At 68.8% G+C, this 23,767-nt stretch carries 24 protein-coding genes; 12 read left to right on the forward strand and 12 right to left on the reverse strand.

Annotated features, from left to right (window positions below; translation table 11 throughout):
* The first annotated feature begins 50 nt into the window (after window positions 1-50).
* The gene (locus tag U5918_RS15385) at window positions 51-1,397 is read left to right on the forward strand and encodes a cytochrome P450 (protein ID WP_336002443.1); all 1,347 of its coding nucleotides are present in this window, start codon (window positions 51-53) and stop codon (window positions 1,395-1,397) included.
* 243 nt (window positions 1,398-1,640) lie between these two features.
* Here U5918_RS15385 and U5918_RS15390 read toward each other — a convergent pair whose 3' ends face one another.
* Window positions 1,641-2,579 carry a M48 family metallopeptidase gene (locus U5918_RS15390; RefSeq protein WP_336002445.1) on the reverse strand — a complete coding sequence of 313 codons (939 nt, stop codon included), beginning with the start codon at window positions 2,577-2,579 and terminating at the stop codon, window positions 1,641-1,643.
* An 87-nt stretch (window positions 2,580-2,666) separates the two neighbouring features.
* Between U5918_RS15390 and U5918_RS15395 the strand changes: the two genes are divergently transcribed.
* Window positions 2,667-2,912, forward strand: coding sequence for a DUF7120 family protein (locus U5918_RS15395; protein ID WP_336002447.1), 246 nt, complete (start codon window positions 2,667-2,669; stop codon window positions 2,910-2,912).
* Between the two features lie 22 nt (window positions 2,913-2,934).
* Here the strand turns inward: U5918_RS15395 and U5918_RS15400 are convergent, their stop codons facing one another.
* From U5918_RS15400 to U5918_RS15410, 3 genes are read right to left on the reverse strand one after another with little or no spacing between them, the layout of a single operon-like run.
* Window positions 2,935-3,282 carry a hypothetical protein gene (locus tag U5918_RS15400; protein WP_336002448.1) on the reverse strand — a complete coding sequence of 116 codons (348 nt, stop codon included), beginning with the start codon at window positions 3,280-3,282 and terminating at the stop codon, window positions 2,935-2,937.
* A 26-nt stretch (window positions 3,283-3,308) separates the two neighbouring features.
* On the reverse strand, window positions 3,309-3,539 hold the full coding sequence (locus U5918_RS15405; protein ID WP_336002450.1) for an Lrp/AsnC family transcriptional regulator: 231 nt from the start codon (window positions 3,537-3,539) through the stop codon (window positions 3,309-3,311).
* Between the two features lie 2 nt (window positions 3,540-3,541).
* On the reverse strand, window positions 3,542-4,231 hold the full coding sequence (locus tag U5918_RS15410; protein WP_336002452.1) for a potassium channel family protein: 690 nt from the start codon (window positions 4,229-4,231) through the stop codon (window positions 3,542-3,544).
* A gap of 118 nt (window positions 4,232-4,349) precedes the next feature.
* Here U5918_RS15410 and U5918_RS15415 point away from each other — a divergent pair, with 118 nt between their 5' ends.
* Together U5918_RS15415 and U5918_RS15420 are read left to right on the forward strand one after the other, a co-directional pair.
* Window positions 4,350-4,580, forward strand: coding sequence for an Lrp/AsnC ligand binding domain-containing protein (locus tag U5918_RS15415; protein ID WP_336002454.1), 231 nt, complete (start codon window positions 4,350-4,352; stop codon window positions 4,578-4,580).
* An 85-nt stretch (window positions 4,581-4,665) separates the two neighbouring features.
* Window positions 4,666-4,989: a DUF7991 family protein gene (locus U5918_RS15420; protein WP_336002455.1), complete on the forward strand. Its 324-nt coding sequence runs from the start codon at window positions 4,666-4,668 to the stop codon at window positions 4,987-4,989.
* On the opposite strand, the gene tmk is transcribed toward U5918_RS15420, so the two are convergent.
* Entirely contained in the window at window positions 4,986-5,570 is a 585-nt protein-coding gene (gene tmk, locus U5918_RS15425) for a dTMP kinase (protein WP_336002457.1), read from the reverse strand. The genes U5918_RS15420 and tmk overlap by 4 nt on opposite strands.
* 174 nt (window positions 5,571-5,744) lie before the next feature.
* Here tmk and U5918_RS15430 point away from each other — a divergent pair, with 174 nt between their 5' ends.
* From U5918_RS15430 to U5918_RS15455, 6 genes are all read left to right on the forward strand, one after another.
* Window positions 5,745-6,623 carry a complex I NDUFA9 subunit family protein gene (locus U5918_RS15430; protein ID WP_336002458.1) on the forward strand — a complete coding sequence of 293 codons (879 nt, stop codon included), beginning with the start codon at window positions 5,745-5,747 and terminating at the stop codon, window positions 6,621-6,623.
* A 145-nt stretch (window positions 6,624-6,768) separates the two neighbouring features.
* On the forward strand, window positions 6,769-7,950 hold the full coding sequence (locus U5918_RS15435) for a tubulin/FtsZ family protein (protein ID WP_336002460.1): 1,182 nt from the start codon (window positions 6,769-6,771) through the stop codon (window positions 7,948-7,950).
* Window positions 7,925-8,698, forward strand: coding sequence for a hypothetical protein (locus tag U5918_RS15440; protein ID WP_336002462.1), 774 nt, complete (start codon window positions 7,925-7,927; stop codon window positions 8,696-8,698). The genes U5918_RS15435 and U5918_RS15440 overlap by 26 nt, the downstream gene beginning before the upstream one ends.
* A complete protein-coding gene (cofC, locus tag U5918_RS15445) occupies window positions 8,698-9,333 on the forward strand; it encodes a 2-phospho-L-lactate guanylyltransferase (RefSeq protein WP_336002463.1) in 636 nt (211 codons plus the stop codon). Before U5918_RS15440 ends, cofC begins: the two co-directional genes overlap by 1 nt.
* Window positions 9,334-9,359: 26 nt before the next feature.
* Window positions 9,360-10,469: a 7,8-didemethyl-8-hydroxy-5-deazariboflavin synthase subunit CofG gene (cofG, locus tag U5918_RS15450; RefSeq protein WP_336002464.1), complete on the forward strand. Its 1,110-nt coding sequence runs from the start codon at window positions 9,360-9,362 to the stop codon at window positions 10,467-10,469.
* 109 nt (window positions 10,470-10,578) lie between these two features.
* A complete protein-coding gene (locus tag U5918_RS15455) occupies window positions 10,579-12,735 on the forward strand; it encodes a sensor histidine kinase (protein WP_336002465.1) in 2,157 nt (718 codons plus the stop codon).
* Window positions 12,736-12,753: 18 nt separating this feature from the next.
* On the opposite strand, the gene U5918_RS15460 is transcribed toward U5918_RS15455, so the two are convergent.
* From U5918_RS15460 to U5918_RS15480, 5 genes are all read right to left on the reverse strand, one after another.
* Window positions 12,754-13,455: a helix-turn-helix domain-containing protein gene (locus tag U5918_RS15460; RefSeq protein ID WP_336002466.1), complete on the reverse strand. Its 702-nt coding sequence runs from the start codon at window positions 13,453-13,455 to the stop codon at window positions 12,754-12,756.
* 288 nt (window positions 13,456-13,743) lie between these two features.
* Window positions 13,744-15,105: a 7,8-didemethyl-8-hydroxy-5-deazariboflavin synthase subunit CofH gene (gene cofH / locus U5918_RS15465; RefSeq protein ID WP_336002467.1), complete on the reverse strand. Its 1,362-nt coding sequence runs from the start codon at window positions 15,103-15,105 to the stop codon at window positions 13,744-13,746.
* Window positions 15,106-15,207: 102 nt separating this feature from the next.
* The gene (locus U5918_RS15470) at window positions 15,208-16,506 is read right to left on the reverse strand and encodes a PH domain-containing protein (RefSeq protein ID WP_336002468.1); all 1,299 of its coding nucleotides are present in this window, start codon (window positions 16,504-16,506) and stop codon (window positions 15,208-15,210) included.
* A gap of 44 nt (window positions 16,507-16,550) precedes the next feature.
* On the reverse strand, window positions 16,551-18,746 hold the full coding sequence (locus tag U5918_RS15475) for an N-6 DNA methylase (RefSeq protein ID WP_336002469.1): 2,196 nt from the start codon (window positions 18,744-18,746) through the stop codon (window positions 16,551-16,553).
* A gap of 69 nt (window positions 18,747-18,815) precedes the next feature.
* Entirely contained in the window at window positions 18,816-20,204 is a 1,389-nt protein-coding gene (locus U5918_RS15480; protein WP_336002471.1) for a PH domain-containing protein, read from the reverse strand.
* Window positions 20,205-20,397: 193 nt separating this feature from the next.
* Here U5918_RS15480 and U5918_RS15485 point away from each other — a divergent pair, with 193 nt between their 5' ends.
* Window positions 20,398-20,595, forward strand: a complete 198-nt coding sequence (locus U5918_RS15485; RefSeq protein WP_336002472.1) for a hypothetical protein — start codon at window positions 20,398-20,400, stop codon at window positions 20,593-20,595.
* Here the strand turns inward: U5918_RS15485 and U5918_RS15490 are convergent.
* Both U5918_RS15490 and U5918_RS15495 read right to left on the reverse strand, forming a co-directional pair.
* Window positions 20,589-21,647, reverse strand: coding sequence for a hypothetical protein (locus tag U5918_RS15490; RefSeq protein WP_336002474.1), 1,059 nt, complete (start codon window positions 21,645-21,647; stop codon window positions 20,589-20,591). The two genes, U5918_RS15485 and U5918_RS15490, sit on opposite strands and share 7 nt — an antisense overlap.
* A gap of 101 nt (window positions 21,648-21,748) precedes the next feature.
* Window positions 21,749-22,276, reverse strand: a complete 528-nt coding sequence (locus tag U5918_RS15495; RefSeq protein WP_336002476.1) for a FlaD/FlaE family flagellar protein — start codon at window positions 22,274-22,276, stop codon at window positions 21,749-21,751.
* Window positions 22,277-22,783: 507 nt separating this feature from the next.
* Between U5918_RS15495 and corA the strand changes: the two genes are divergently transcribed.
* Window positions 22,784-23,761: a magnesium/cobalt transporter CorA gene (gene corA / locus U5918_RS15500; protein WP_336002478.1), complete on the forward strand. Its 978-nt coding sequence runs from the start codon at window positions 22,784-22,786 to the stop codon at window positions 23,759-23,761.
* Window positions 23,762-23,767: the final 6 nt, after the last annotated feature.

The following is a 23,767-nucleotide window of genomic DNA, read 5'->3' on the forward strand; positions in this document are numbered from 1 at the left end:
CTGACCGACTGGAACCCAGCTATTTGGTCGTCCAGCCCCTAGAAGGTTCGATGTCCCAGACACCGCCAGGGCCGAAGGGGCGACCGGTGTTCGGTAGCAGCAGGCAGTACGCCCGGGACCCGTTCGCATTCGTGACGGCGCTGGAGCGCGCCTACGGGGGAATCGCGCAGTTCGACATGGGGCCGATGGAGACGTACGCGGTGACCGATCCCGAGGCGATCGAGGAGATCCTCGTCACCCAATCCGACGCCTACGAGAAGCCCGACTTTCAGGCGGACGCGATCGGCGACCTGCTGGGTGAGGGCCTGCTGCTCAGCGAGGGCGAGACCTGGGAGCGCCAGCGCGAACTGGCGAACCCGGCCTTCGACATGAACCGCCTGTCGGGGATGGCGGACCGGATCACTGGCCACGCAGAATCGATGGTCGACGGCTGGACGGCCGGGGACGAGATCGACGCCGAGATGTCCATGACCGAGGTGACGCTGCGGGTCATCCTCGACGTGATGATGGGCGTCCGACCGAGCGACCAGCGGATCGAACACGTCCGCGAGCAACTCGAGCCGCTGGGTGAGCGCTTCGAGCCGGATCCGATCCGATTTGCCCTCCCGGACTGGGTGCCGATGCCGGGCGACGCCGAGTTCGCGGCGGCGGTCGCTGAACTCGAGGAGATCATCGACGGGATCGTCCGCCAGCGACGGACGGAGCTCGCGGAGGCGGACGATCCGGACGCACCGATGGACTTCCTGTCGATCCTGCTGCGGGCTCGCGAGGAAGGGACCGTGACCGACGAGCAGTTGCGCGACGAGATGATGACGATGCTCCTGGCGGGCCACGACACGACGGCGCTGACGCTGACGTACACCTGGTACCTGCTCTCGGAGCATCCGGAGGTCGAGCGGCGGGTCCACGCCGAACTCGACGAGGTGCTGGGCGACGGACAGCCGACGATGGCGGACGTGCGAAAACTGGAGTACACCACCTGGACGATCGAGGAGGCGATGCGGCTCTACCCGCCGGTGTACGCCATCTTCCGCTCGCCGACGCGGCCGGTCGAGATCCTCGGGTACACGATTCCGACGGACGCGAGCATCATGCTCCCGCAGTGGGCGGTCCACCGTTCGGACGAGTACTGGGAGGAGCCGGAGGTCTTCGATCCGGAGCGGTTCTCGCCCGAGCGCCGCGCGGAGCGGCCGCGGTTCGCGTACTTCCCGTTCGGCGGGGGACCGCGCCACTGCATCGGCAAACACCTCGCGATGCTCGAAGCCCGGTTGATCGTCGCGACGGTCGCGGACCGCTACCGCCTCGAATTCCTCGGCGAGTCGCCGCTGGAACTGTTGCCGACGCTCACCGCCCATCCGCGCCAGGAGATGTCGATGCGAGTCGTGCCGCGCGAATAGGGGGCCGTCCTCGACGGGCCGCCGCTCAGCCGACGATCTCCTCGACGTCGGCGTGGCCGAAACAGACGCGACTCCGGGTCATCGCGACGCGCTCGCAGCCGTCCTCGGCGCAGGACTGGAGTGTGGGAAAGCACATCTCGCCTCTCCCTTCGAGCGGAGGCGGAAAGCGGTGTCGGCGGGATCGGCGGTCGGCTGGATCGGCGGTGGCGAGGGGCGACGATCGGCGGGCCACGGAATCGACGGTCAGCGTCGACCCGCGGGGCTCGTCCTCGCGTGCTCGCGGAGGCGCTCGATCCGTTCGTCGATGGCCGGGTGCGTCGAGAGCGCGCGGCCGAGCGGCCCGGTCTCGTCGCCGAGCGTGTAGAGCGACGAGAGGAGTCCCCAGTCCGGTTCGCGGACGCGGTCGAGTTTCGCCAGCGCGCGGGCCAGCGCCAGCGGGTCCCCGGTCACCGAGACGGCGCGGTCGTCCGCGGCCAGTTCCCGCCGGCGCGAGTGAGCACGCACCGCGAGCGTGAGCGCGAAGAGGACGACGACGATCCCGTTGCCGATCAGCAGCCGAAACCGGCCGACGGTGCCGTCGGCCCAGCGGTTCGGGTGGCCGCGGATCCACGCCGTCGCCCGGGCCAGTCCGGTCAGAAAGAGCAGCGCCGGCGACAGCACGAGGGTCACGAGGCCGACGACCGTCCGCAGGGTGCTGTAGGACAGCGTCTGGACCAGTCCGTCCCGATTCTCCAGGTGAGCGAACTCGTGGGCGAGGATCGCTTCCAGTTCGGCGGGCGAGAGCAGGCGGAACAACGAGCGGTCGAGCACCACTACGCCACCCGTCCGGCTGCCGATGGAGAGGGCGTTGGGGACCGACAGGTCAGCGACGAGCAGGCGGGGGGCCTCGATCCGCATCCCATCGACCAGCCGGTCGGCGCGGCGGTAGAGGTCCGGCGCTCGCCGGCGCGGAATCTCGGTGGCGTCGATGCCGGCGAGCAACTGGCGCGTCCCGAACTGGTAGCTGCAGTACCCGAGCACGAGCGTCGTGACGGCGACGAACAGGATCGTGGTCGACAGCGGCGGTCGGCTCGCCCAGAACCAGACGAGCGCGGCGTAGACCAGCCAGGCCGCCAGGGCGTAGCCCGCAAGCAGCGCGAGGCCGACGGCGGCCATGAGCGCGCGCAGTCCCAGTCGACCCATGTCACCGCTCCGTAGTCGTCTCGCGAGCAAAGGCGTGTCGGCACCCCCATCCCAACTTTGAACTCGTCCCATACGATACCCTCCCCCGTGCCGACCGTCGAAGTCTCCCTTCCACAGGACGTGCACGCGCAGTTCGAACGGGTAGTCGACGAGGAGTTCGTCACCGAGGAGGAGGCCGTCGAGGAGTTGCTCTCGGCCGGGCTGGACGCCTACACTCGCGACGTGTCGAGCGACGACCGCGGCGCGACGGACGTGGCCGACGAGTACGCAGACGACATGTGGGACACCGCCGAGGACCCGGCCGGCGCCGGGCCGGACGAAGAGTTCCTCTAGCCCGCCGTATTTTTCGCCCGGTTCACTCGGCCAGCGTCGCGTCGTCCAGGTACTCCCAGCCGTCGAGATCGGCGGCCGTCAGGAGCTCTTCGATCAGCCGTTCGCCGCTCGCGACCCCCGATTGCTCGTCCGCCGACTCGACCGCTACCGTCACCGACCCCTGGACGGTCAGCCGGTAGGGGTCGAACGGGCCCGACGGGAACTCGTAGACGTCGGTCGCCTCGGCGCTCACCGTCTCGATACTGCCGTCACCGGCCGCGAGAAGCGTCTCCCGGATCGAGGCGGCCGCCTCGCTCTTGGCCGTCCCGGTGGTGCCGGCGCTCTCGGTCGCGACCGTCTGGAATCCCCGACGGACGAGATAGCTCGTCATCGTCCGCCGTTTGCAGTCCAGTCGGATTAGTCCATCGCGATGTAGGTCTGGGTGTTCTCGACGCCGTCGATGGCCTGGATGCCCGTGGCCGCGACGTCCTTGACCGCGGCGGGGGAGTCGACCTCGACCTTGGCGATGAAGTCGACGTCGCCGGCGACGATGGAGCACTCGACGACGCCGTCGACCGCACTGATGTCGTCGCGGATGCGGTCGGCGTCGCCGGTGTGGGCCTTGACCATGACGTATGCGACGACCACGGTCAGACACCTCCGGCGGCGGTGGCGCGACCCCCACTGTCACCGACCACGATCTGTCGCACGTCGTCCAGCACGCCGAAGTCGGCGAGGACGACCAGGCGGTCGCCCGCCTCCAGCGAGGCGTCGGCGTCGGGGAGCCCGTAGGACTCGTCCTGCTTGCCGAACGCGAGCACGCGGGACTTGGCCGGCAGTTCGAGTTCGCTCAGGGTGTAGCCACGCATCGGGGCGTCGTCGGTCACGGTCAACTCGAGCATCTGGAGGTTGCGCGCGATGTCGGCGACCGCGCGGATCGACCCGCCCAGCAGGGCGTTCTTGGCGGCGATGGCGCCCAGCCGCTCGGGGTAGATCACCTCGTCGACCTCGGAGGCGTACTTCCGGTAGATGTCCTCGCGGTAGTCCTCGTCGATTCGCAATACCGTTCGACAGCCGTGGTGTTTGGCGATCAGGCAGGCGATGAAGTTGTCGTTCAGGTCGCCCGACAGCGCGCCCAGCGCGTCCGCGTTCGCGAGGTCGGCCTTCGCGAGGACCGCCTCGGTCGAGCCGTCGCCCTCGATGACGTCGAATCCCTCTTTGCGTGCTCGCTCGACCGCCGGCGGATGGGACTCCACGACGACGACCTCGTGGCCGCTCTCCTGCAAGACGCGGGCGGTCCGGAGGCCGACGCGACCGGCACCCACGATAACGAATCTCATGTGCTACATTGACCCACGGGAGGCCATAAAGCTATCCCGACGCGGGCGGCCGATCACCTGACGGGTCGGCCACAGGGCGGGGTAAACACTTTTGACGTGCGCTAGAGTAACGTGGCACATGGTCCGGGCCTACATCATGGTCAAGACGGCGGCGGGCAAATCCCAGGGGCTCCTGGAGGCGACGCGGTCGCTGTCGGGGGTCGAGGAGGCGCACATCGTCGCCGGGAAGTACGACGTCATCATCGAGGCCCGGGGCGACGAGGTCTACGACGTGATGCACTCGGTCGCGACGGACGTCCGGGAACTCGACGGCGTCGCGGACACGCGAACCTACATCTGTCTCGAGTAGCCGCCGTCGCCGCGGTCCTGCGAGGTGCCTCCGCGACGCGGCGCGGATCCGACACCCCAAAGGTGTCCTGGCCCAAAGGTTGGGTATGGTCTCCGTGGTCGAGGTCGCAGGGCTGCTGGTCATCGTGGCGCTCAATACGGCCATCGCAGCGCTGGCGACCCGCTTCTTCCGCGTCCGGCTGAACACCCAGTGGGGCAGCGCCGTCTACGCGGCCGTTCTCACGCCGATCCCGCTCGTCGGAACGACGCTGCTCCTCGGGAGCGTGCTCGGGCCGAACCTGGGGAGCGCGAACGCGGTCCTGGGCCTCACGGTCGCCGTGCCACTGGCGGTGGGCATCGCCTTCGACTACTTCTGGATGCCCTCGCCCGAGGAGGTCGACGTGCCGGACCGACGGCGCCAGGGTACCTAATCGCGAAGCCGGTGGATCGCATCGACGGCGCGCTCTCGCACCGCGTCGGGCGACTGCGTCGCGTCGATGCGGACGAACCGGTCGGGTTCGGCCGCGATCAGGCGCTCGTAGTTCTCGCGGACCGCAGCGAGGTAGTCCGCGGTCTCGAACTTGTTGGTGGCGCCGCTGCGCTCGGCACCCGTCTCGGGCGGCACGTCGAAGTACAGGGTCGCGTTGGGCGCCCGCGTGAACGGCTCGTGGATCCGCTGGACGTACGCCAGCGCGTCGTCGAGGTGCTCGGACAGCGTCGCGCCCTGATAGGCGTACCGCGAGTCGGAGTAGCGGTCGGAGACGACGAGGTCGCCCTCTTCGAGCGCCGGGCGGACGACCCGCGAGAGGTGGTCGGCGTGGTCGGCGGTGTAGAGGAACAGTTCCGCGAGCGGGTCGGCGTCGTCGTCCCGGATCGAGCGGCCGACGGCCTCGCCGTACCAGGAGTCGGTCGGCTCGCGCGTGAAGGTGACCGGGTCGTCGAGTTCACCACGTAACGCCTCCCAGACGGTCGTCTTCCCGCTGCCGTCGATCCCCTCCAGCGTGACGAGCATACCCGCCCTGGGCGGCCGGTGCTTGTAAATCGGCCGCTCCGGATCAGTCGGGAAACACACTCCGACGGCCCGTGCAGTTCGGCGAGGCGTGGCGTTCCCGACGGGCCGTCCTGTCGCGGTACCGGACTGGTTGCACGGTAGCTTTAACCGGATCTGTCCCGAAATGTCGGACGTATGAACGTACTCGTCGTCGGCGGCAGTGGCTTCATCGGGACGAACCTAAGCGAGACGTTGACGGAGCGAGGCCACGAGGTCACGATTCTGTCGCGGGAGCCGGAGCGCGAACCCCTTCCGGCCGGCGTCGAGACCGCCCGCGGCGACGTGACGGCCTACGACTCCATCGAGGGCGCCTTCGCGGAGCAGGACGCGGTGGTGTACCTGGTCGCGCTCTCGCCGCTGTTCAAGCCCAAGGGCGGCAACGACCAGCACTTCGCCGTCCACACCGAGGGCGCGCGCAACGTGGTTCGGGCGGCCGAGGAACACGGCGTCGACAGACTGGTTCATATGAGCGCGCTGGGCGCCGATCCGAACGGGCCGACGGCCTACATCCGCGCGAAGGGGGAGGCCGAGGACGTGGTCACGAGCTCCGAGCTGGACTGGGTGATCTTCCGCCCCTCGGTCGTGTTCGGCGAGGGCGGCGAGTTCGTCTCCTTCACGAAGAAGCTCACGCCGCCCGGCGTCGCGCCGCTGCCCGGCGGCGGCAAGAAGACCAACTTCCAGCCGATCTGGGTCGGCGACCTCGTGCCGATGCTCGCAGCCGCGGCCGAAGACGACGAGCACGTCGGGGAGACCTACGAGATCGGCGGGCCCGAGGTCCTGACGCTCCGGGACATCGCCAAGATGGTCCGGGGGAGCGTCATCGTCCCGGTGCCGATGGGGCTGGCTGGCGTCGGCATGAAACTCGGGGGCGCGATCCCGGGCTTCCCGATGGGGGGCGACCAGTACCGATCGCTCCAGTTCGACAACACGACGAGCGACAACGACGTCGCGGCCTTCGGTGTCGACCCCGCCGACATGACCCGACTCTCGGAATACCTCGATCGAACGACGTAAGCACTCGTTTTCCGAGAGTCTAAGCTCCGATTAACGCCCGGCCGTTCGGGCGATTGTGCGACGTTCGCGCCATTCTATTTGCTGATAGTTGGGGGTAAAACTTATAGCCGTATTGTGACTGTTTCCTTTCACACGGAGACGAGTCATGAAACTCGCGATGATCGGTTTCGGCCAGGCGGGCGGGAAAATCGTCGACAAGTTCCTGGAGTACGACGAGCGAACCGGGAGCGGGATCGTCCGTTCCGCGGTCGCCGTCAACACCGCTAAAGCCGACTTACTTGGACTGGAGCGCGTACCGAAAGACAACCGGGTGCTAATCGGACAGGCCCGGGTGAAAGGACACGGCGTCGGCGCCGACAACGAACTCGGCGCCGAGATCGCGGAGGAAGACATCGACGAGATTCAGGGTGCGATCGACAACATCCCTGTCCACGAGGTCGACGCCTTCCTCATCGTCGCCGGACTCGGTGGCGGTACCGGGTCGGGCGGGTCGCCGGTCCTGGCCAAACATCTCAAACGTATCTACACGGAACCCGTCTACGGGCTGGGCGTGCTGCCCGGCGGGGACGAGGGCGGTATCTACACCCTGAACGCCGCCCGATCCTTCCAGACGTTCGTGCGCGAGGTCGACAACCTCCTCGTGTTCGACAACGACGCCTGGCGGAAATCCGGCGAATCGGTCGAGGGCGGCTACGCCGAGATCAACGACGAGATCGTCAAGCGATTCGGCATCCTCTTCGGCGCCGGCGAGGTCCAGCCCGGCCAGGAGGTCGGGGAGAGCGTCGTCGACTCCAGCGAGATCATCAACACGCTCGCGGGCGGCGGCGTGTCGACGGTCGGCTACGCCGCCGAGGAGGTCGAACCCGGGGAGGACTCCGGCGGCCTCCTCTCGCGGTTCAAGGGCGACGACGGCGACGACGGGATGGACACCGCCAACACCACGAACCGCATCACGAGTCTCGTCCGGAAGGCGGCGCTGGGCCGCCTGACCCTGCCCTGCGAGATCGACGGCGCCGAGCGGGCGCTGCTCGTGCTGAGCGGTCCGCCGAAACACCTCAACCGGAAAGGCATCGAGCGCGGGCGGAAGTGGCTCGAAGAGCAGACCGGGAGCATGGAGGTCCGCGGCGGCGACTACCCCGTCCCCGAGTCGGGCTACGTCGCGAGCGTCATCCTGCTATCGGGCGTCCACAACGTCCCGCGCATCAAGGAGCTCCAGCAGGTGGCCATCGAGGCACAGGACAACATCGACGAGATCCGGCAGGAAAGCAAAGCGAATTTAGAGGAGTTAGTCGAGGACGATGATGATGAACTGGATCCGCTCTTCTAAGGGTACGATCGCAATCGCACTGTTCGTGGTCCTCCTGGGGGCCGTGGGGACAGCCGCTGCGCTGACCGTCTCCGCGGACGATCCCGCGCGGGAGGCCCAGGTGGGAACCGAGATCAACACGACGGTCACGATCGACGACGCGTTCACCGAGAACGGCCAGTGGACGGTCGGCGCCGAGACCGAACTGCAGAACGTCAGCTGGCAGCTCGAGGAGTACGACCAGGGTTCCCGGGTCGAGCGGTGGAACGACCTCGGCGGCCAGTCGATCAGCCAGCAGGTCTCCAGCGACCCGGAGGGCGACGAACTCCGCGTCCAGATCCGCGGTGAGGTCCCGGCGGTCCCCGAGTACAACTACTCGAACCCGTCGGCGGAGAACGTCACCTTCGTTGCGGTCACGAGCACGACGGGCGACAACACCCAGACGCTCGCGACCTACGAGGTCCACGTCTACACCAAGGACAGCAAGGACGCCCGCGAGGCGATCGACAGCGCCCGGGAAGCCAGTGACGGCGCCGGCAACCCCGACGAGGTCGAGAGTACGATCGACAGCGCGATCTCCTCGTACAACAACGGCAACTTCGGGAACGCGATGGACCTGGCCGAAGACGCCGAGTCCTCGGCCACCAGCTCCCAGCAGACGAGCCAGCTGCTGATGTTCGGTGCCGTCGCAGTCGTCGCCATCGCCGTGATCGGCGGCGGCGTCTACTACTGGCGCAACCGCGGCGACGACTACGACAAGCTGCGCTGATGGACGTCGTTGTCCCGTTCGCCGCAACCGAGCCGAAGACGCGGCTCGCGGACGCGCTCGCCGCATCCGAACGCGAGTCCTTCGCCCGCGCGATGTGTTCCGACGTGCTCTCGGCCGTCCGCGAGAGCGGTCACCAGCCGCGCGTTCTCGCCACGGCCGACGTCGCGTTCGACGCCCCCGTCTCCGTCGACGACCGCCCGCTCTCCGACGCGGTCAACGCCGTCTTCGAGGAGGCGTTCGAGGCGGACCCGGACCGCGACGGCGTCGCCGTCGTCATGGCCGACCTCGCGCTGGCGACCCCCGAAGCGCTCGACCGACTGTTCTCGGCCGAGGGCGACGTCGTGCTGGCCCCGGGTCGGGGCGGGGGGACGAACGCGATCGTCACCCGCCACCCCGAGTTCCGCGTCGACTACCACGGGGCCTCGATCCGCGACCACCGCCGGGCGGCCCGTGAGGTCGGCGCCGAGGTGACCGAAGTCGACAGCTTCCGGCTGGCGACCGACGTCGACGAACCGGCGGACCTCGTCGAAGTGATGCTCCACGGAACCGGGGCTGCGCGCGAGTGGCTCCTCGACGCCGGCTTCGAGATCGAGACGACCGACGGCCGTGCCACCCTGCCGCGCTCCCAAGAGTGAAGGCCGGGGGACACGGACCGAAGCCTGTGATTCCAGGGGCCGAGGCGTACGGTGTCGACGTCGAGATCGCGGCCGACCAGATCGAGCGACTGCTCGACGTGACCCCGGCCGACGTCGAGCCGGCCGACTCCCTTTCGTTCTGCCGGAACGTCTTCGTCCCGCTGACGACGGCCTGCCGGTACACCTGCACGTACTGCACCTACTACGATCCGCCGGGGCGAGCCACGCTCATGAGCCCCGAGGAGATCCGCGAGACGGTCCGGCGCGGCGCCGACGCCGGCTGTACGGAGGCGCTCTTTACCTTCGGCGACGACCCCGACGATCGGTACACCGAGATCCACGACCAGCTCGACGAGTGGGGCCACGACTCCATCCACGAGTACCTCCGGGAGGCCTGTGAGATCGCGCTCGAGGAGGGGCTGCTCCCCCACTCGAACCCGGGCGACCAGACCCGCGAGCAGATGGCCGAGGTCGCGGACCTGAACGCCTCGATGGGCGTCATGCTGGAGACGACGGCCGAGGTCCAGGCCCACGGCGGCCCGCGGGCGAAGAACCCGGGCCAGCGCCTCCGGACGATCCGGACGGCGGGCGAACTCGGCGTGCCGTTCACGACCGGCATCCTGCTCGGGATCGGCGAGGGCTGGCGCGACCGCGCGGAGTCGCTTTTGGCCATCCGCGCGATGCACGAGCGCTACGGTCACGTCCAGGAGGTGATCGTCCAGCCGGTGGTCGAGAACGAGCGCTGGCGCGACGGCACCGTCGGCGTCGACGCGCTCCGGCGGACGGTCGCGATGGCCCGCCACTGCCTGCCCGAGGACGTGAGCGTCCAGGTGCCGCCGAACCTCGCGCCCGCGCGGGAGGTCGTGGACTGCGGCATCGACGACCTCGGGGGCGTCTCCCCGGTGACCGTCGATCACGTCAACCCCGACTACGAGTGGCCAGGGCTGGACGAACTCCGGGCGGTGGCCGACCACGCCGGCGTCCCGCTCCGCGAGCGACTGCCGGTGTACGACCGCTACGCGACCGACGAGTGGCTCTCGGCGCCGATCGCAGCGGCCATCGACGCCCCGAACGCAGCGGGCGAACGGTACCGGCGCGTGCTCGGCGACGGGGTCCGGAACGCCGCGGCGGAGTGACTGGCCGGCCGCGGCCGGGCGCTGCGTATCGACAGCGGAAACGAGCCACGACGTTGATGCCGGAGGGTATCAAAACGCCCGCACGAAGCGGCTTCGGTCGCACTCACAGATGGCCTGGGAATACACGCCGTACACGATCCCCTTCGCAGTCACGATACTCTGCAGTCTCGTCTTCGGCGCGTATCTCCTGCACCGCACCCGGGAGCGGGACTGGGACGTGGCGGTGGGGTCGCTGGCCGTCGTCTGCCTCGGGACGCTCGTCTGGGGCGTCGCGGCCCTGCTGCAGGTTTCGACGACCTCGTTCGAGCTGATGGTGCTGGCAGAGCAGTGGACTTACGTCGGGACGCCGATCGTCGTGATCGGCTGGCTGGTGTTCGCCGCGGCCTACACCGGGCACGACGATCTGGTGTCCGTGCCCGTCGTCGGTGGCCTGGCGCTCGTCCTCGGGAGCGGGTCGCTGCTCGCGCTGACGAACGGCTCCCACGAACTGCTGTGGGCGTCGCCCGCCGTCGTGGACTACGGCTCCTTCAGTTCGCTCACCTACGAGCAGACGAGCGCCTACTACGCGTTCGTGATCGCCGCGTTCGGGACGGCGCTGCTCGGCGTCGCGCTGCTCGGCCGGTTCATGCTCACCTCCCGGACGCGCTACCGCAGCCAGATGGCCGCCCTCATCGTCGCTGCCGCGGCGCCGCTAATGGTGAGTCTCTGGGTGGTGCTCGGACTGGGACCGCACCCGACGGTGGAGCTGTCGCCGATCGGGTTCGTCGTCTCCGTCGCCGCGTTCACCTACGCCATCGAGCGCCACCAGCTCCTGGATCTCGCGCCCATGGCCCGGACGCGCGTCGTCGAGCACATGCGGGAGGGGTACGTGGTCCTGGGCGAGAACGAGCGGATCGTCGACCTGAACCCGGCGGCCAAGCGGCTGCTCGGCGTCGGCGAGGACGTGATCGGCGCCGACGTACGTGCGATCCTCCCCGAGGTGGAGCCACTGCTCGACGGCGACGGCAGGCCGGACACGGAGCTGTCGGTGACGGTCGGCGGCGACCGCCGGTATCTCACGGCCAATAGCTCGACGCTCGCCGAGAACGGGACCGAGCGGGGCAGTTTACTCCTCCTCCGGGACGTCACGGACCGCCGGCAGGTCGAGAATCGCTACCAGGAACTCATCGAGCACTCGGCGGACGTGATCGCCGTCCTCGACGAGACGGGCACGGTCACCTACGCGAGTCCGTCCCACGAGACGGTCCTCGGTATCGATCCGGCGGCGATCGAGGGCATGAACGGGCTCGAGCGCGTCCACGGCGACGACCGGGACCGCCTCGAGGACCTCCTCGACTCCCTCTTCGAGCGGCCAGGGGAAACCGAGCGCTTCGAGTTCCGCGCCAGCCACGCCGACGGCGAGTGGCACGTCTTCGAGGGGATCGCCCGGAACCTGCTCGACAACCCCGTCGTCGAGGGGCTCGTAATCAACTCCCGCGACATCACAGAGCGCAAACGCCGCGAGCGGGAACTGGAGCGCCAGAACGACCGGCTCGAGGACTTCGCGAACCTCGTCTCCCACGACCTCCGCAACCCCCTGCAGATCGCCGAGGCCTACCTCGAACAGGCGCGTCAGTCCGGCGACGAGGACGCTTTCGAACGGGTCGAGACCGCTCACGACCGGATGGAGGCGATCATCGCGGACGTCCTGGAACTGGCCCGTCAGGGACGCAGCCTCGACGAGACCGAGGTCGTCTGGCTCTCCTCGGTGGCGAACGAGGCCTGGAACACCGTGCGGACGGAGACGGCGACGCTCACCGTCGCCCGGGACTGTGAACTCCGGGCGGACCCCGAGCGGCTCCGCCGCCTGCTCGAGAACCTCTTTCGCAATTCGATCGAACACGCCGGCCCCGCGGTCACGGTGACCGTCGGTGCCCTGCCCGACGGCCACCTCGCGGGGGAGCGAAGCGGGAGCCAGCAAGTGGGCGGCGCTCGAACGGGCTTTTTCGTCGAAGACGACGGGCCCGGCATCCCCGAGGACGAGCGCGAGCACGTGTTCGAGTCGGGATACACGACCGCGACCGGGGGAACCGGATTCGGACTGGCGATCGTCGAGGGGATCGCTTCGGTACACGGCTGGCAGGTGTCGGTCACCGACGCCGCGACGGGGGGCTCGACGGCAGTTGCCGACGGTGCGCCGGGTCGATCGGCCGACGCGAGCGAGGACCGCGGCGGGGCCCGGTTCGAGTTCACGCCCCGCGACGAGGCGGGCGTCGAGCCGACGTGAGTCACTGCCCCTCGACCGTCACCGGGAGGGGTTCCGGGCCCCGACCTCGGCGTCCGGGTCGGCGTAGGTGTCCAGTTCGTGGAGGTCGCCGAGCACGGTCGCCTCGATCTTCCGGAGGTGCTCGCCGACAGTGGCCGAGGAACAGCCGAGTTCGTCAGCCAGTTCCTGATGGGTGGCCCGGCGCGGGTCGGCGTAGTACCCCTGTTCGACGGCGACCGCGAAGATCTCGCGCTGGCGCGCCGTCAGGCCGTCGAGCAGGTGGGCGGCGTCGGGGTAGGAGCTCCCCGTGCCGACGACCTCGACGTCGACGCCATCGGGGAGCTCCTCGAGTCGCTCGCGGAAGCCGCTCTCGTGGCCGACGTAGGTCACCTCCATCGCGGGGCCGTCGATGACCCTGATCGGCCGCTTGACGAAGATGTCGGAGGAGCGGTCGGTGGCGAGCAGCGACCGGGTGTAGTCCGTGGGTTCGAAAGAGAGGTAGGCGTGCCAGGTTCGCTCGCCGGTGAGACTGCACTCACGGACCGACTCCGCGGCTGCGACGATGGACTCGAACCGGTCGCGGTCACCGTGGCACTCGACGAGCAGGACGACCGACCCGTCGTCCAGGGCGTCGGAGCGGTGGAGCGCCTCGACGCTCACCGCCGGGTCGCGAAACGTCTCCCCGATGAACGGGTGGCACCGATCCGGGTCGATCGAGAGCCGAATCGTCACGTGTCGCATCGTCGAGTACTACTACCAAGTAGGAAATATTTCTTACGCCGTCGAAGTGGAGAAGGGGGGATGGTGGAATCGCTCGGCAGCCGCGATGACCACCGAATCGGGGATTCCTGGGCCGGAATACTCCAGTTCGGCCCGTCCGCGATAGGGGATAGTGGCCGACGGCTATTGGATTTTGACCCGCGTATTCGAGGTAGGTTTATGTACGTTCCAATCTGAAGGAAACTACTAATAAAGGACCCGCGATCGCGACGGGGGAGTGGCCGCGCGACAGCACGTCGCCCGAAATAGTCAGCGATCGGTCAGGATCGGCGTGCCGTCGGCCTTCGGCCCGAGGCGCGGGCCGAGCGTGTCGGCGCCCGGGTCCACCCGGCGGCGCTGTCGGTAATCGGTCGAGCGCTCGACGGGGATCCGGCCGATGGCGGCGATCATGTCGGCGTACTCCCGGACCGAGCGGAACTCGCCGTAGTCGCCGCCGGCGCGTTTGGTGATCTCCTCGGAGAGGATCGTCCCCATGAAGTCGTCGGCGCCGCAGGTGAGCATCTTCAGCCCCTGGGCGTCGCCGTATTTCACCCAGGAAGACTGAATATGGTCGACGTTGTCGAGGTAGAGCCGGGAGACGGCGATCAGCAGTTCGTCCTCGTGGGTGGTCGCGCCGTTCTCCACCATCCCGCGCTCGGCCAGCGGCGTCTCCTCGTGGACGAAGGAGAGGGGCACGAACTCCGTGACGGCGTCGGTGCGGTCCTGTAGCTCCCGGATCCGGTCGAGGTGTAGCACCCTGTGGGCCTCGTTCTCGACGTGGCCGTACATGATCGTCGCCGTCGTGTCGAGGCCCACCTCGGCGGCGGCCTCCATCGCCTCGAGCCACTCGCCGGTGTCGATCTTGCCGGGGCAGATGACGTTTCGGACCTCGTCGACGAGGATCTCGGCGGCCGTCCCGGGAACCGAGTCGAGTCCAGCCGCCTGCAGCCGGCGGAACACCTCCTCGTAGGACCAGTCGGTGCCGCGGCGGGCGTGGTAGGCTTCCTCCGGCGTCATCGAGTGGACGTGGACGCCGTCGACGCTCATGGCCTCGATCTGCTCGACGTAGGTCGCGGGGTCTTTCTCGTACTCCCCGGGCGGGCGGTAGTTCAGGTCCTCGCGGTCGCTGGCCTCGAGGATCTCGCGGTGTTCGGCGTCGAGGGCGAAGGCCGGGTGGAGGCCGGACACCGAGGTCACCTCGTAGACCCCGCGCTCGGCGGCGTCGCGGACGATCTCGCGGGACTCGGCGGGCGTCTTGGTGAACCCGTCGTGGTCGTCCTGGTGGGACGCGCGGAACTGCTCGGAGCGGTCCTTGAAGTTACAGAACAGGCAACCGGTGTTGCAGGCGGTGGTGACGTTGTTGTTGAGGTTGGCGACGAAGGTGACCTCCTCGCCGACCACCTCGGCGCGGCGGCGATCGGCGGCCTCGAGGACGCGCTCCTTGCGCTCGCGGTCGATCCCCGATCGGTCGGTCCCCGTCGTGAGCAGCTCGATCCCGTCCGCGACCGAGAGCCGATCGCCCGCGCGGGCCTTCGCGAGCGCGTTCTCGAACGACTGGTCGGTCTCGGGACGGTGCTCGAAGTCGAACTCGCCCCGGGGGACGTTGACCGACGGCGTGACCGCGTCAGACATACTGGCGGGCACGAGCGGGACGCTCAAATACGTGGCGGGTGCGGTAAGGCAGCGGCGTCGACCGGTCGAATCGACCGCTCGAGGCGCCGTCCGGACGGGCGATCAGACGGCGGCTTCGGACGCCTCGACGGCGACGTCGTCGGGCAGCTCGTCGCGGGCGCGCTCGTATTCCTCGGGATCGGGGGACCGGAACTCCGCGGCGACTCGGCGGGCGCGGTCGTAGTGCTCGCGGGCCTCGTCGTAGGCTGCATCCGCCGCGGCCGCGTTGCCGTCCTTCCGCGCGGACTCGGCGCGGTCGACGGCCTGCTCGGCGCGCTCGCCGTGAGCCGCGGCGAGTTTCTGAGCGGCCCACTCGACCTGGAACCGGAGCGCCTCGGGGTCGCCGTCGAACACGTTTCCGTGGCGGAGGACGAGCGCCAGCGTCTCGTGGCTCTCCTCGAGCGCCCGTCGCCAGGCGTCGACGGCCGCGTCCGGATCCGCCACCTCGACCGCGCGCTCGCAGGCCTCGGTCGCCGACCGCAGCGGCGCCCCGCCGACCTCGGTGATGGCCTTCTCGACGCCGGCCACCTCGGCGGCCATGTCGTCTGCCTCGTGGTACTCGACGTCCTTCGAGAGGTCCATCGCGCGCTCGTACAGGGAGAGCGACCGGTCGTAGGTCTCGTAGGCCTCGAGGTAGTCGCCGTCGGTCCGCGCGGCCTCGGCCCCGGCGGCGAGGTGGCGCGCCCTGGTCCAGTGCGTGCGGATGCGCGCCAGGGAGAGCCGCGTCTCGAGCTGGGCGATCCGGCGATGCATCGCGTGCTCGCCCTCACGGAAGTCCGCCGCAACCTGCCGGGCCTCCTCCAGTAACTCCTCGCTGCGAGAGATGGCCGTCTCCGCCGTCGCCGGGTCGCCGTCCTCCAGGTTGGACTCGACGGTCGAGACGTGTTCCCGGGCCTTCTCCAGGCGCCGGTCGACAGTCACCCAGTAGGAGATGGCCTGCTCGACGTATTCGCCGACCGGATCGAGGTCCTCGCGGCCGCCTTGCCAGAAGGTGTAGCGGTCGCTGGTCCGTGCGGTCAGCGTCACCCGGCTCTTGAGCATCCCGGTCTTGGTCTCGACCGACCGGATCTCCGTGTACGGCAGCGAGACGCTCCGATTGCGGCCGCTGCCCTCGTGGTTGCCGCCGACGACGAGCAGGACGCGCTCGTCGGTCACGGCGGCGACCGCGCTGTACTCGGAGCCCGGCGTGACGGTCCGCTCGCCGTCGCCGTCCTCGTGCTTGATTCCCTTTTTCTCGTTCGTCAGGACGTACGCCGGCGCTTCGGTCCCCTCGAAGTAGTCCTCGAGTGCCGCGTCCTCGAGGTAGCCGGCCCCACCGCCGTCCCTCGACACCGTTCGTTCGGCGTTGCTGCTGCCCCCCATGGTGATCCCGTAACTACCTACTGTTGACGCTCCCCCCTAATCAATCACTCGCCCGTTACCTCCGCCGAGCCGACAGGTGCGCGGTCGGTCAGCCACGCCTCGACGAGTCGATCGATCTCGGCCTCGATGGCCGACAGCGCCGGTGACTCGGGATCCGGGCCCCCGTCACCGTCCGCCCGCTGGGCGTCGGCCACGAGTTCGTGGGCCCGGATCGACAGGTCGGCCAGCCGATCGCTGTGCGGGCAGGCCGCCGGGTCCGGCAGTCGCAACTCGGAGACCACGGACTTCGTGAGGCTCGCCTTCCCGTTCGAGGAGAGGTCACGGAGCGTCCGCTGGTAGGGCGCGGAGTTGAGCAACGCACAGAGGAAGTGCGCCGTTCGGCGGTCGTCCGCGGCGACGAACATGTAGTGATCCCCTGGAATGGCCTGTCGCTCGCCAAGGTCGGGATCCGTCCGCGTCGACACGACGGTGAAGTCGGGCTTGAACCCCAGCCGACACCACGCGATCTTGTAGTCGGCCCAGGTGTAGGCTCCGAGTCCGAACACGGAGTAGAAGGGGCCGTGATCCAGCCAGGACGACGAGCGGTCGGTCAGTTGCTCCCTGTGGTCCCGGAGGTAGGCGTAGGCGTCCGGATACTCCCGCTGCAGGCGCTCCTCGTTGTCCTCGCCCGCCTGCCGCTGGGGCACCAGCCGAAGGTCGTGGCCGGTCAGCCCCCACTTCCGCACGTGTCGCGACTTCAGGTACGGGTAGACCAGGTCGTCCTCGATCCGGTCGAGGGCCTCGCGCTCCAGCCCGAAGACGGCGTTGGCGTCGTCTTTCAGCCCGTGTCTGATCTCGTGGTCGCAGGGGCCGAGCGCCGCCCGCTCCGCGTCGGCCCGGAGCCACGGCGTCGACGGATCGTCCGGCGCGAGCGGCACGAGTTCGGTCGCCGTCGCCGTCGCGCTCTCATGCAGGGCCGACAGCGACCCGAAGTCAGCCGAGTCCTCACCGGCGGTCCAGACCGTCGCGGGGACCGGGAAGGACGCCTGCGCGTCGGCCGCGAACGCGTAGACGGCCGCGTTCGCGCCGACTTCGGGGAAGGGCGTCAGCGCCGAGAGGTCCTGCACGTCCCGCAGATCCAGTGCCCGATCACCCACGCGAAGCCGGCGCAGGACCGCGCCCGCGGGCCCCCGCATCAGGTCGCGTTTCAGGACGAACGCCGCCGCCCCACCCTCCCGGAGGTACCGGTGGACGCAGACCCAGGCGAAGGGTACCGAGACGTCGTCGTTGCTGTGGCCCAGGCGGGCCGTCACCCCGTCGTGGGGCTGCAGATCCAGTCGGTCGACGTACTCCGCTCGCCAGCGGTCCTTGAGCCGCTCGGAGAGTCGCTCCCAGGGAACCCACGGCGGATTTCCGACGAGGGCATCGAACGACGCATCGAGCGAGGCACCGCGAACCCGGATCTCGTCGTCGCGTGTCAGCGCGAGCGCGTCGGTCAGGAACACGGGGAGGGCGACCGACTCGCGGTCCGCGGCCTCGAGTTCGTCGAACAGGGCCACCGCGTAGGAGAGCGTCGCGCTCTTGACGGCGACGGGGTTCACGTCGATGCCCACGACGGAATCGGTCGCGGCGTCGAGGAACGATTCGGAGTCGCCCGTCCAGCCCTCGCGTTTCCGCTCCAGCGCGGCCGTCAGGAAGACGCCGGAGCCACAGCCCGGATCGAGGACCGTCGCGTCCGCGACCGTCTCGGGGAGCGACTCCAGCGCCAGGTCGGCGACGGCGCGCGGGGTGTAGAATTCGCCCAGCGCGAGGCGGACCGCGTGCGGGACCACCTCGGCGTAGAGATCCCGGAGGCGGTCGGGTGTGAGCCGCCCAAGGTCGCGCTCCCGGACCGATTCGAGCACCTGCTCGCGCCCGCGGTCCGGCGGCAGGATTTCGTCGTGCAAATCGCCGAACGCGCCGCCCGTCGCGCCCGTGTTCGTGCCCGGTTCCCGATTCGCGATCGCCGTCCCCGTACTGCCTTCGACGGCATCGAGCAGGCAGTCCAGCAGGTAGTCGACGTACAGCGTCTCGACGAACGCCGCATCGACGGGGTCGTCGACTGCCATCTCGGCGAACACGTCGCCGTGGCTGGTCCGGACGAACGACGCCCAGCGGTCCCTCGCGGTGGCGACGGCGCCGCCCTCGGACAGTCGGTCCCGGGCGCTACTGACGTAGGTCCTTCTGTGCTCGTCGACGTCGACGTCCCGGAACGGGCCCATTCGGTCGCGAGTTCGGCGGGACCTGACAAATAACCCTCGTCCGCAGTGTGCGGCCGGACGACCGGCGGCTCAGTCGTTCGAGAGCCCGCGCGTCCGCCGGTCCCCGTCCGACATGTCGCCGACGAACTCGAACCCGTCGGCGGCCGCGGACTCGGCGGCCTCGATCCGGTCTCCGAGCGCGTCGCGCGCCGCCTCCAGTTCCGGGGTCAGTCCGGGCTTCAGTTCGCTCGCGACGGCGAGGGCCGCCTCGATCTCGGCCCGGGCGTCCTCGTAGGCGGCGATCGCCGCGTCCGGCCGGTTCGTCGCGAGGCAGTGATCGCCCGCGACGCGGTGGCGGTCGGCGAGCGACCGACGGGTCGTGACTACCTGTCCCGCGATGGTCTCGACGCGCTCGCGCAGTTCGTCGCTGTCGCCGGCGAACCGACTGTCGTCGCTGCCCCAGTCCAGGACCAGTGCGGTCTGGTAGCGTTCGAGCGCGCGTTCGAGCCGTTCGGCGGTGACTTTCGGATCGTCGACCTCGCGAGCCCGCTCGTAGGCCGTCTCGGCGCGTCCGAGCGGCGACTTCGAGAGGCGATCGAGCGTCCGCGTCACCGCGTCGGCGCTCTCGCGGATCTCCGTCTGTTCCGGGAAGTCGTGCTCGCGCGCGACGTCGAGTGCGCGCTCGTACTGGCTGCGCGCCTGCAGGTAGGTCTCGTAGGCGTCGTCGTAGCGCTCCTGGCGCCAGTGGTCGCTGGCGGTCGTCTCGTGGGCCTCGGCCCGTGAGACGTGAACGTCCATCACCGCCGCGTCGAGGCGGCGCTCGGCCCGGTGGATTCGCTCCCAGACCGCGTCGGTGCGGTCGGTGGTCAGTTCCGGGGCCTTTCGCTGTGCGACTTCGAGGTGATCCCGTGCCGTGCCGGCCGCATCGCGCGCGGCCTCGTGGTCACGCTCCTCCAGATGGCTCGCCACGTCGGCGAGGTGTCGGTTGGCGTGGCTGAGCTGGCTCTCGACCCGCGACCAGACGACGGCGGCCCGTTCGACGTACTCGGCCGCCGGCTCGACGTCGACCGAGCGGCGGAGCGCGAAGCGCCACCTGACGCCCTCGGTCGTCCAGACGTCCAGTCCGTTCCGCAGCATTCCGCCGCGGGTCTTGACGTCCTCGATCTCCGTGTAGGGGACGGCCACGGACTTGTCGCCGTCCGCGCCGCCGTCCCCGACGACGAACAGGACGCGCGTGTCGGTCACCGCGAGGATGGCCCGGTAGCCGTCGCCCGGCGTGTACGCCGTCGCGCCGTCGTCGGCCTCCCGGCGAACGCCCTTTTTCTCGTTCGATAATAGAAACGCCACGCGTTCGGACTCGCCCAGGTACTCGATGAGGGGCCGGTCGCGGAGGTAGCCACTCGCGAAGACGCCGCCGCTACCGGTCCCAGTGAGCAACTCCTCGTCGTCGATCGCGTTCTCGTCCTGGGAAGCCAACATGGTGATCTCGCACACCTACAATGAATCTGATTGATAATGAGTCATACGCTCGCTCCAGCCCGCGTCCGACGATGAATTTATCAGATGGTTCGAAAAATAAATTCTCACAGTACGCGAACGGAGCCGAAGTGTGCCACAGCGCCGACGTCTGTCTGACTGGGGTTTAGGTACTGTCGTCTCCCTGGTAGGTGGTATGCCACGGTTGATGCTGGACCTGCCCGACGAACTCAGACGGCCGGGCCCTGGTCCCGAGAGCGCCGAAAACCAGACGGAAGACGGTCGGGCGCAGACGCGCGATCCGACCGAGACGGTGACTGCGAGCGGGCAGCCGGTCGGCGGCCCGCGCGTGGTCCGCTGGCACCGCTGCTGGGCCGGGACCGACGGTCAGTAACTGTCGCTCTCGATGAGGTGGGCCGCGATGCGCTGTGCGCCGACGGTCGCCGAGAGGTCGGGCCGGTCGGCCGAGACGGCTGTCACGTCACGGTTGAGTTCGTCGCTCAGGCGTTCCTCGAACTCCCCGACGATACCTGGGACGCAGGCCATCCCGCCCGTCAGGACGACCGGCTGGTCCAGCGCGAGCTTGTACACCTTCATGTGGTCGTTGGCCAGTTCCGGCAGGAAGGTGTTCGCGATCTCGTCGACGGCCTCGTCGAGGTAGTCGTTGCAGGCGTCCATGACGCTGCGCTCGATGGTGAACTCGTGGGCGCCGCCGCCGGGCTGTTGAATCACGTCGGTGAACGGCTCGAAGTCGACGAAGTCGGCGTGTTCTTCCTTGTACTCCCGGGCGGTCGTCTTGTCGATGTTGACCCGGCCCTGGGTCTCCTCTTCGACGTTGTTCTCGATCATCCGGTCGACCTCGTTGCCCGTCACGGCGCCGGTCGCGAAGGGGGCGAGCTGCTCGCCGCGGCGGTAGGCCGAGGCCTCCAGGTTCGTCGAACCCATGTTGACCGAACAGAAGATCTCCTCGATGGCCTGCAGATCTTCGCCCAGCGCGGGAATCGACCCGCAGAGCGATTCGGGGTAGCTCTGGACGAGTTCGCCCCCGATGGCGCTCTCCTCGATGACGGATTCGAGGTTCGCCAGTCCCTTCTCGTTGTCGATGGTCGGGATGGCGTAGACGACGACGCTGTCCTCGGGGACCTCGTGTTCGGCGATCAGCGCGTCGAAGAACTTCTTGGTCAGTTCCGCGCGGTCGTCGTCCTCCGGGAGCCCCGAGCGGAGCATGAACTCAGCGCGGTCGGGGTACTCGGTCGCGGCCTCGTCGCCGTAGAGGACGCGCTCCTCGCCAGTGATCGGGTCGTCGTAGGTCGCCAGACAGGTGAGCGTCCGGATCGTCTCCAGCCCGCCATCGCCGTCCGGGAGGGCGATCACCGTTCGCGTGCTGCCCAGCTTGACCCCGACCGGAACCGGTCCGTCCGACGTCGCCGTCTCGTCATCGCTCATGATCGGCAGGCGGTACTCACGGCTGTGGTAAATATTCTCTCCCTATACTCGGGATCGAAACACGGAGACGGATCGGTCGGGGGACAGAGGCCGACCGGAAATCACTGCATCGAGACGAGGCGCGCGACGTAGACGAGACTGAGTCGGTGGTCGTCGGCGGTGCCGCCGCGAGGTTCCTCGGCGGGACTCTCGAGGCCGAGCAGGTAGTCGTTGAGGTCGGCGGCGACGTTTTCGGTGAGCCAGCCGACCGACTCGTAGAACTGGATCGCCTCGCTCGTGCCCTGGTAGCCGAAGTTCGTCAGCAGGAACTCGAGCCACTCGAAGACGACGTACTCCGCGCCGTAGCTCTCGGGGAGCGCGTCGAGGTACGGCTTCGTCAGATCGTCGGCGCCCGCCTCCAGCGGGAGCAGTTCGCGGTAGAGGCCGTCCTGAAACCGGTCTCTGGCGTCGGTCTCCGGTTCGAGACTGCCCCAGCCGTTGCCTTCCGGCCGGGCGCCGTCGTCGCCGTCGCTCGTCGGTGGGGTTCGTGCGTCGCCGCCGTCACCGCCGGACTGGCGCGGGCCGTCACCGCGTTCCCGCGCCATCTTCCGGAGTTCGTCGAGGTCGTAATCGCGTGGATTGATCGTCATGTGTCCGTTACCCGGATATTCCGGCCCCAGTATGTTAAACCTTACACCCGTCCGAGCGCCGTCTGTGGGTTCTCTCCGGCGGAAATCGGCTCGCGTCTGTCGCGTGTCCGACGGACGTCTGTCGGTGGGCGTCCAGCCGAGCCATGCGAGGCTGGGCTCGAAAGACGCTACGCGTCTTTCGGCGTCCGCGCGAACGGAGTGAGCGCGGGCTCGTTGGAGCTTGCTCCGACGGCGTCTCCGCGAGCAGTGGCGAGCGGGGGCTTGTCGGAGCTTGCTCCGACGGCGTCTCCGCGAGCAGTGGCGAGCGGAGGCTCGGGAGGCGAGCGAAGCGAGTCTGCCGATGTCCCCGCGAACGGAGTGAGTCAGTCGGTGTCCGTACCCACGCCCCGGGCGAGGTCGCGTGAACGTTTATCAGCCTGCCGCGACACGCGCGAGTATGCACGCCACGCAGGGCCGCGGGCCCGAGTCGACCGGGAGCCGCGCCGCCACGCGCGGGAGGGCGGACCCGTGATCGCGGCGCTCGTCTACGGGGCCGACGGCGTCACGGAGTACGACGACATCGCCGCGGCGAAGGCGGCGGCCGGGACGACCTGGGTCCGGGTGCGCGACGGGACGCCGGCGGAACTCGAATCCGTGGCGGAGACCTTCGGCGTCCACCCGCTGGTCGTCGAGGACGTCCGCAACAACGTGCGGGCCAAGACCCAGTCCTTCGACGGCTACGCGTTCACGCTGCTCAAGACCGTGGAACTCGCCCGGGGCGAGCAGTCCTTCGAAGACGAGGTTCGCGACGAGGCGGTGGGAATCTGCGTCGGAACCGACTGGGTCATCACGCTCGCAGCCGGGCCCGACGACCCGGTCGACAGGGTCTGGGACGCCGTCGTCCGCGGCGACGAACGGCTGCTGGAACGCGGCCCCGACTTCACCGCTTACCGGATCGTCGACGTGATCGTCGACGAGTACTTCGCCGTCCTCGACGACATCGAGACCGACATCGAGGCCATCGAGGAGGCCGTCACCGTCTCGACCGACATCGAGACGCTCGAGGAGATCAACGCCCTCCGCCGGGACCTGCTCGCCTTCCGCAAGGTGGCCTGGCCCTGCCGGGAGGCCATCGGCGTCCTCGCCCGCGGGGACCCGCCACAGGTCCGCGAGGAGACCGAGAAGTACTACCGGGACGTCTACGACCACCTCGTCCAGGTCGTCGACCTCACCGAGACCTACCGGGACCTGACGACCGGCGCGCGCGACATCTACCTCAACACGCTCTCCCAGTCCACCAACGAGGTGATGAAGGTGCTGACGGTCATCGCGACCATCTTCCTCCCGCTGACCTTCGTCGCCGGCGTCTACGGGATGAACTTCGCCGAGAGCCCGTACAACATGCCCGAGTTGACCTGGCGATACGGCTACCCCGCCGTACTGGTCCTGATGGCCGTCATCACCGGCGCGATGCTCGTCTACTTCCAGCGGAAGGACTATCTATAGCTTTCG

Origin of the sequence: Halorientalis sp. LT38, from assembly GCF_037031225.1 — an archaeon.
Lineage (GTDB): Archaea > Halobacteriota > Halobacteria > Halobacteriales > Haloarculaceae > Halorientalis > Halorientalis halophila.

Bases quoted from the DNA above. Each gene is read 5' to 3' on its own strand.
- cofC (WP_336002463.1), top strand. From the start codon at position 8,698: ATGGACGTCGTTGTCCCGTTCGCCGCAACCGAGCCGAAGACGCGGCTC.
- U5918_RS15440 (WP_336002462.1), top strand. From the start codon at position 7,925: ATGATGAACTGGATCCGCTCTTCTAAGGGTACGATCGCAATCGCACTG.
- U5918_RS15435 (WP_336002460.1), top strand. From the start codon at position 6,769: ATGAAACTCGCGATGATCGGTTTCGGCCAGGCGGGCGGGAAAATCGTC.
- U5918_RS15475 (WP_336002469.1), bottom strand. From the start codon at position 18,746: ATGGGCCCGTTCCGGGACGTCGACGTCGACGAGCACAGAAGGACCTAC.
- U5918_RS15480 (WP_336002471.1), bottom strand. From the start codon at position 20,204: ATGTTGGCTTCCCAGGACGAGAACGCGATCGACGACGAGGAGTTGCTC.
- U5918_RS15495 (WP_336002476.1), bottom strand. From the start codon at position 22,276: ATGACGATCAATCCACGCGATTACGACCTCGACGAACTCCGGAAGATG.
- U5918_RS15490 (WP_336002474.1), bottom strand. From the start codon at position 21,647: ATGAGCGATGACGAGACGGCGACGTCGGACGGACCGGTTCCGGTCGGG.
- U5918_RS15455 (WP_336002465.1), top strand. From the start codon at position 10,579: ATGGCCTGGGAATACACGCCGTACACGATCCCCTTCGCAGTCACGATA.
- cofH (WP_336002467.1), bottom strand. From the start codon at position 15,105: ATGTCTGACGCGGTCACGCCGTCGGTCAACGTCCCCCGGGGCGAGTTC.
- U5918_RS15415 (WP_336002454.1), top strand. From the start codon at position 4,350: ATGGTCCGGGCCTACATCATGGTCAAGACGGCGGCGGGCAAATCCCAG.
- tmk (WP_336002457.1), bottom strand. From the start codon at position 5,570: ATGCTCGTCACGCTGGAGGGGATCGACGGCAGCGGGAAGACGACCGTC.
- U5918_RS15385 (WP_336002443.1), top strand. From the start codon at position 51: ATGTCCCAGACACCGCCAGGGCCGAAGGGGCGACCGGTGTTCGGTAGC.
- U5918_RS15390 (WP_336002445.1), bottom strand. From the start codon at position 2,579: ATGGGTCGACTGGGACTGCGCGCGCTCATGGCCGCCGTCGGCCTCGCG.
- U5918_RS15485 (WP_336002472.1), top strand. From the start codon at position 20,398: ATGCCACGGTTGATGCTGGACCTGCCCGACGAACTCAGACGGCCGGGC.
- U5918_RS15400 (WP_336002448.1), bottom strand. From the start codon at position 3,282: ATGACGAGCTATCTCGTCCGTCGGGGATTCCAGACGGTCGCGACCGAG.
- U5918_RS15470 (WP_336002468.1), bottom strand. From the start codon at position 16,506: ATGGGGGGCAGCAGCAACGCCGAACGAACGGTGTCGAGGGACGGCGGT.
- U5918_RS15420 (WP_336002455.1), top strand. From the start codon at position 4,666: ATGGTCTCCGTGGTCGAGGTCGCAGGGCTGCTGGTCATCGTGGCGCTC.
- U5918_RS15410 (WP_336002452.1), bottom strand. From the start codon at position 4,231: ATGAGATTCGTTATCGTGGGTGCCGGTCGCGTCGGCCTCCGGACCGCC.
- U5918_RS15460 (WP_336002466.1), bottom strand. From the start codon at position 13,455: ATGCGACACGTGACGATTCGGCTCTCGATCGACCCGGATCGGTGCCAC.
- U5918_RS15430 (WP_336002458.1), top strand. From the start codon at position 5,745: ATGAACGTACTCGTCGTCGGCGGCAGTGGCTTCATCGGGACGAACCTA.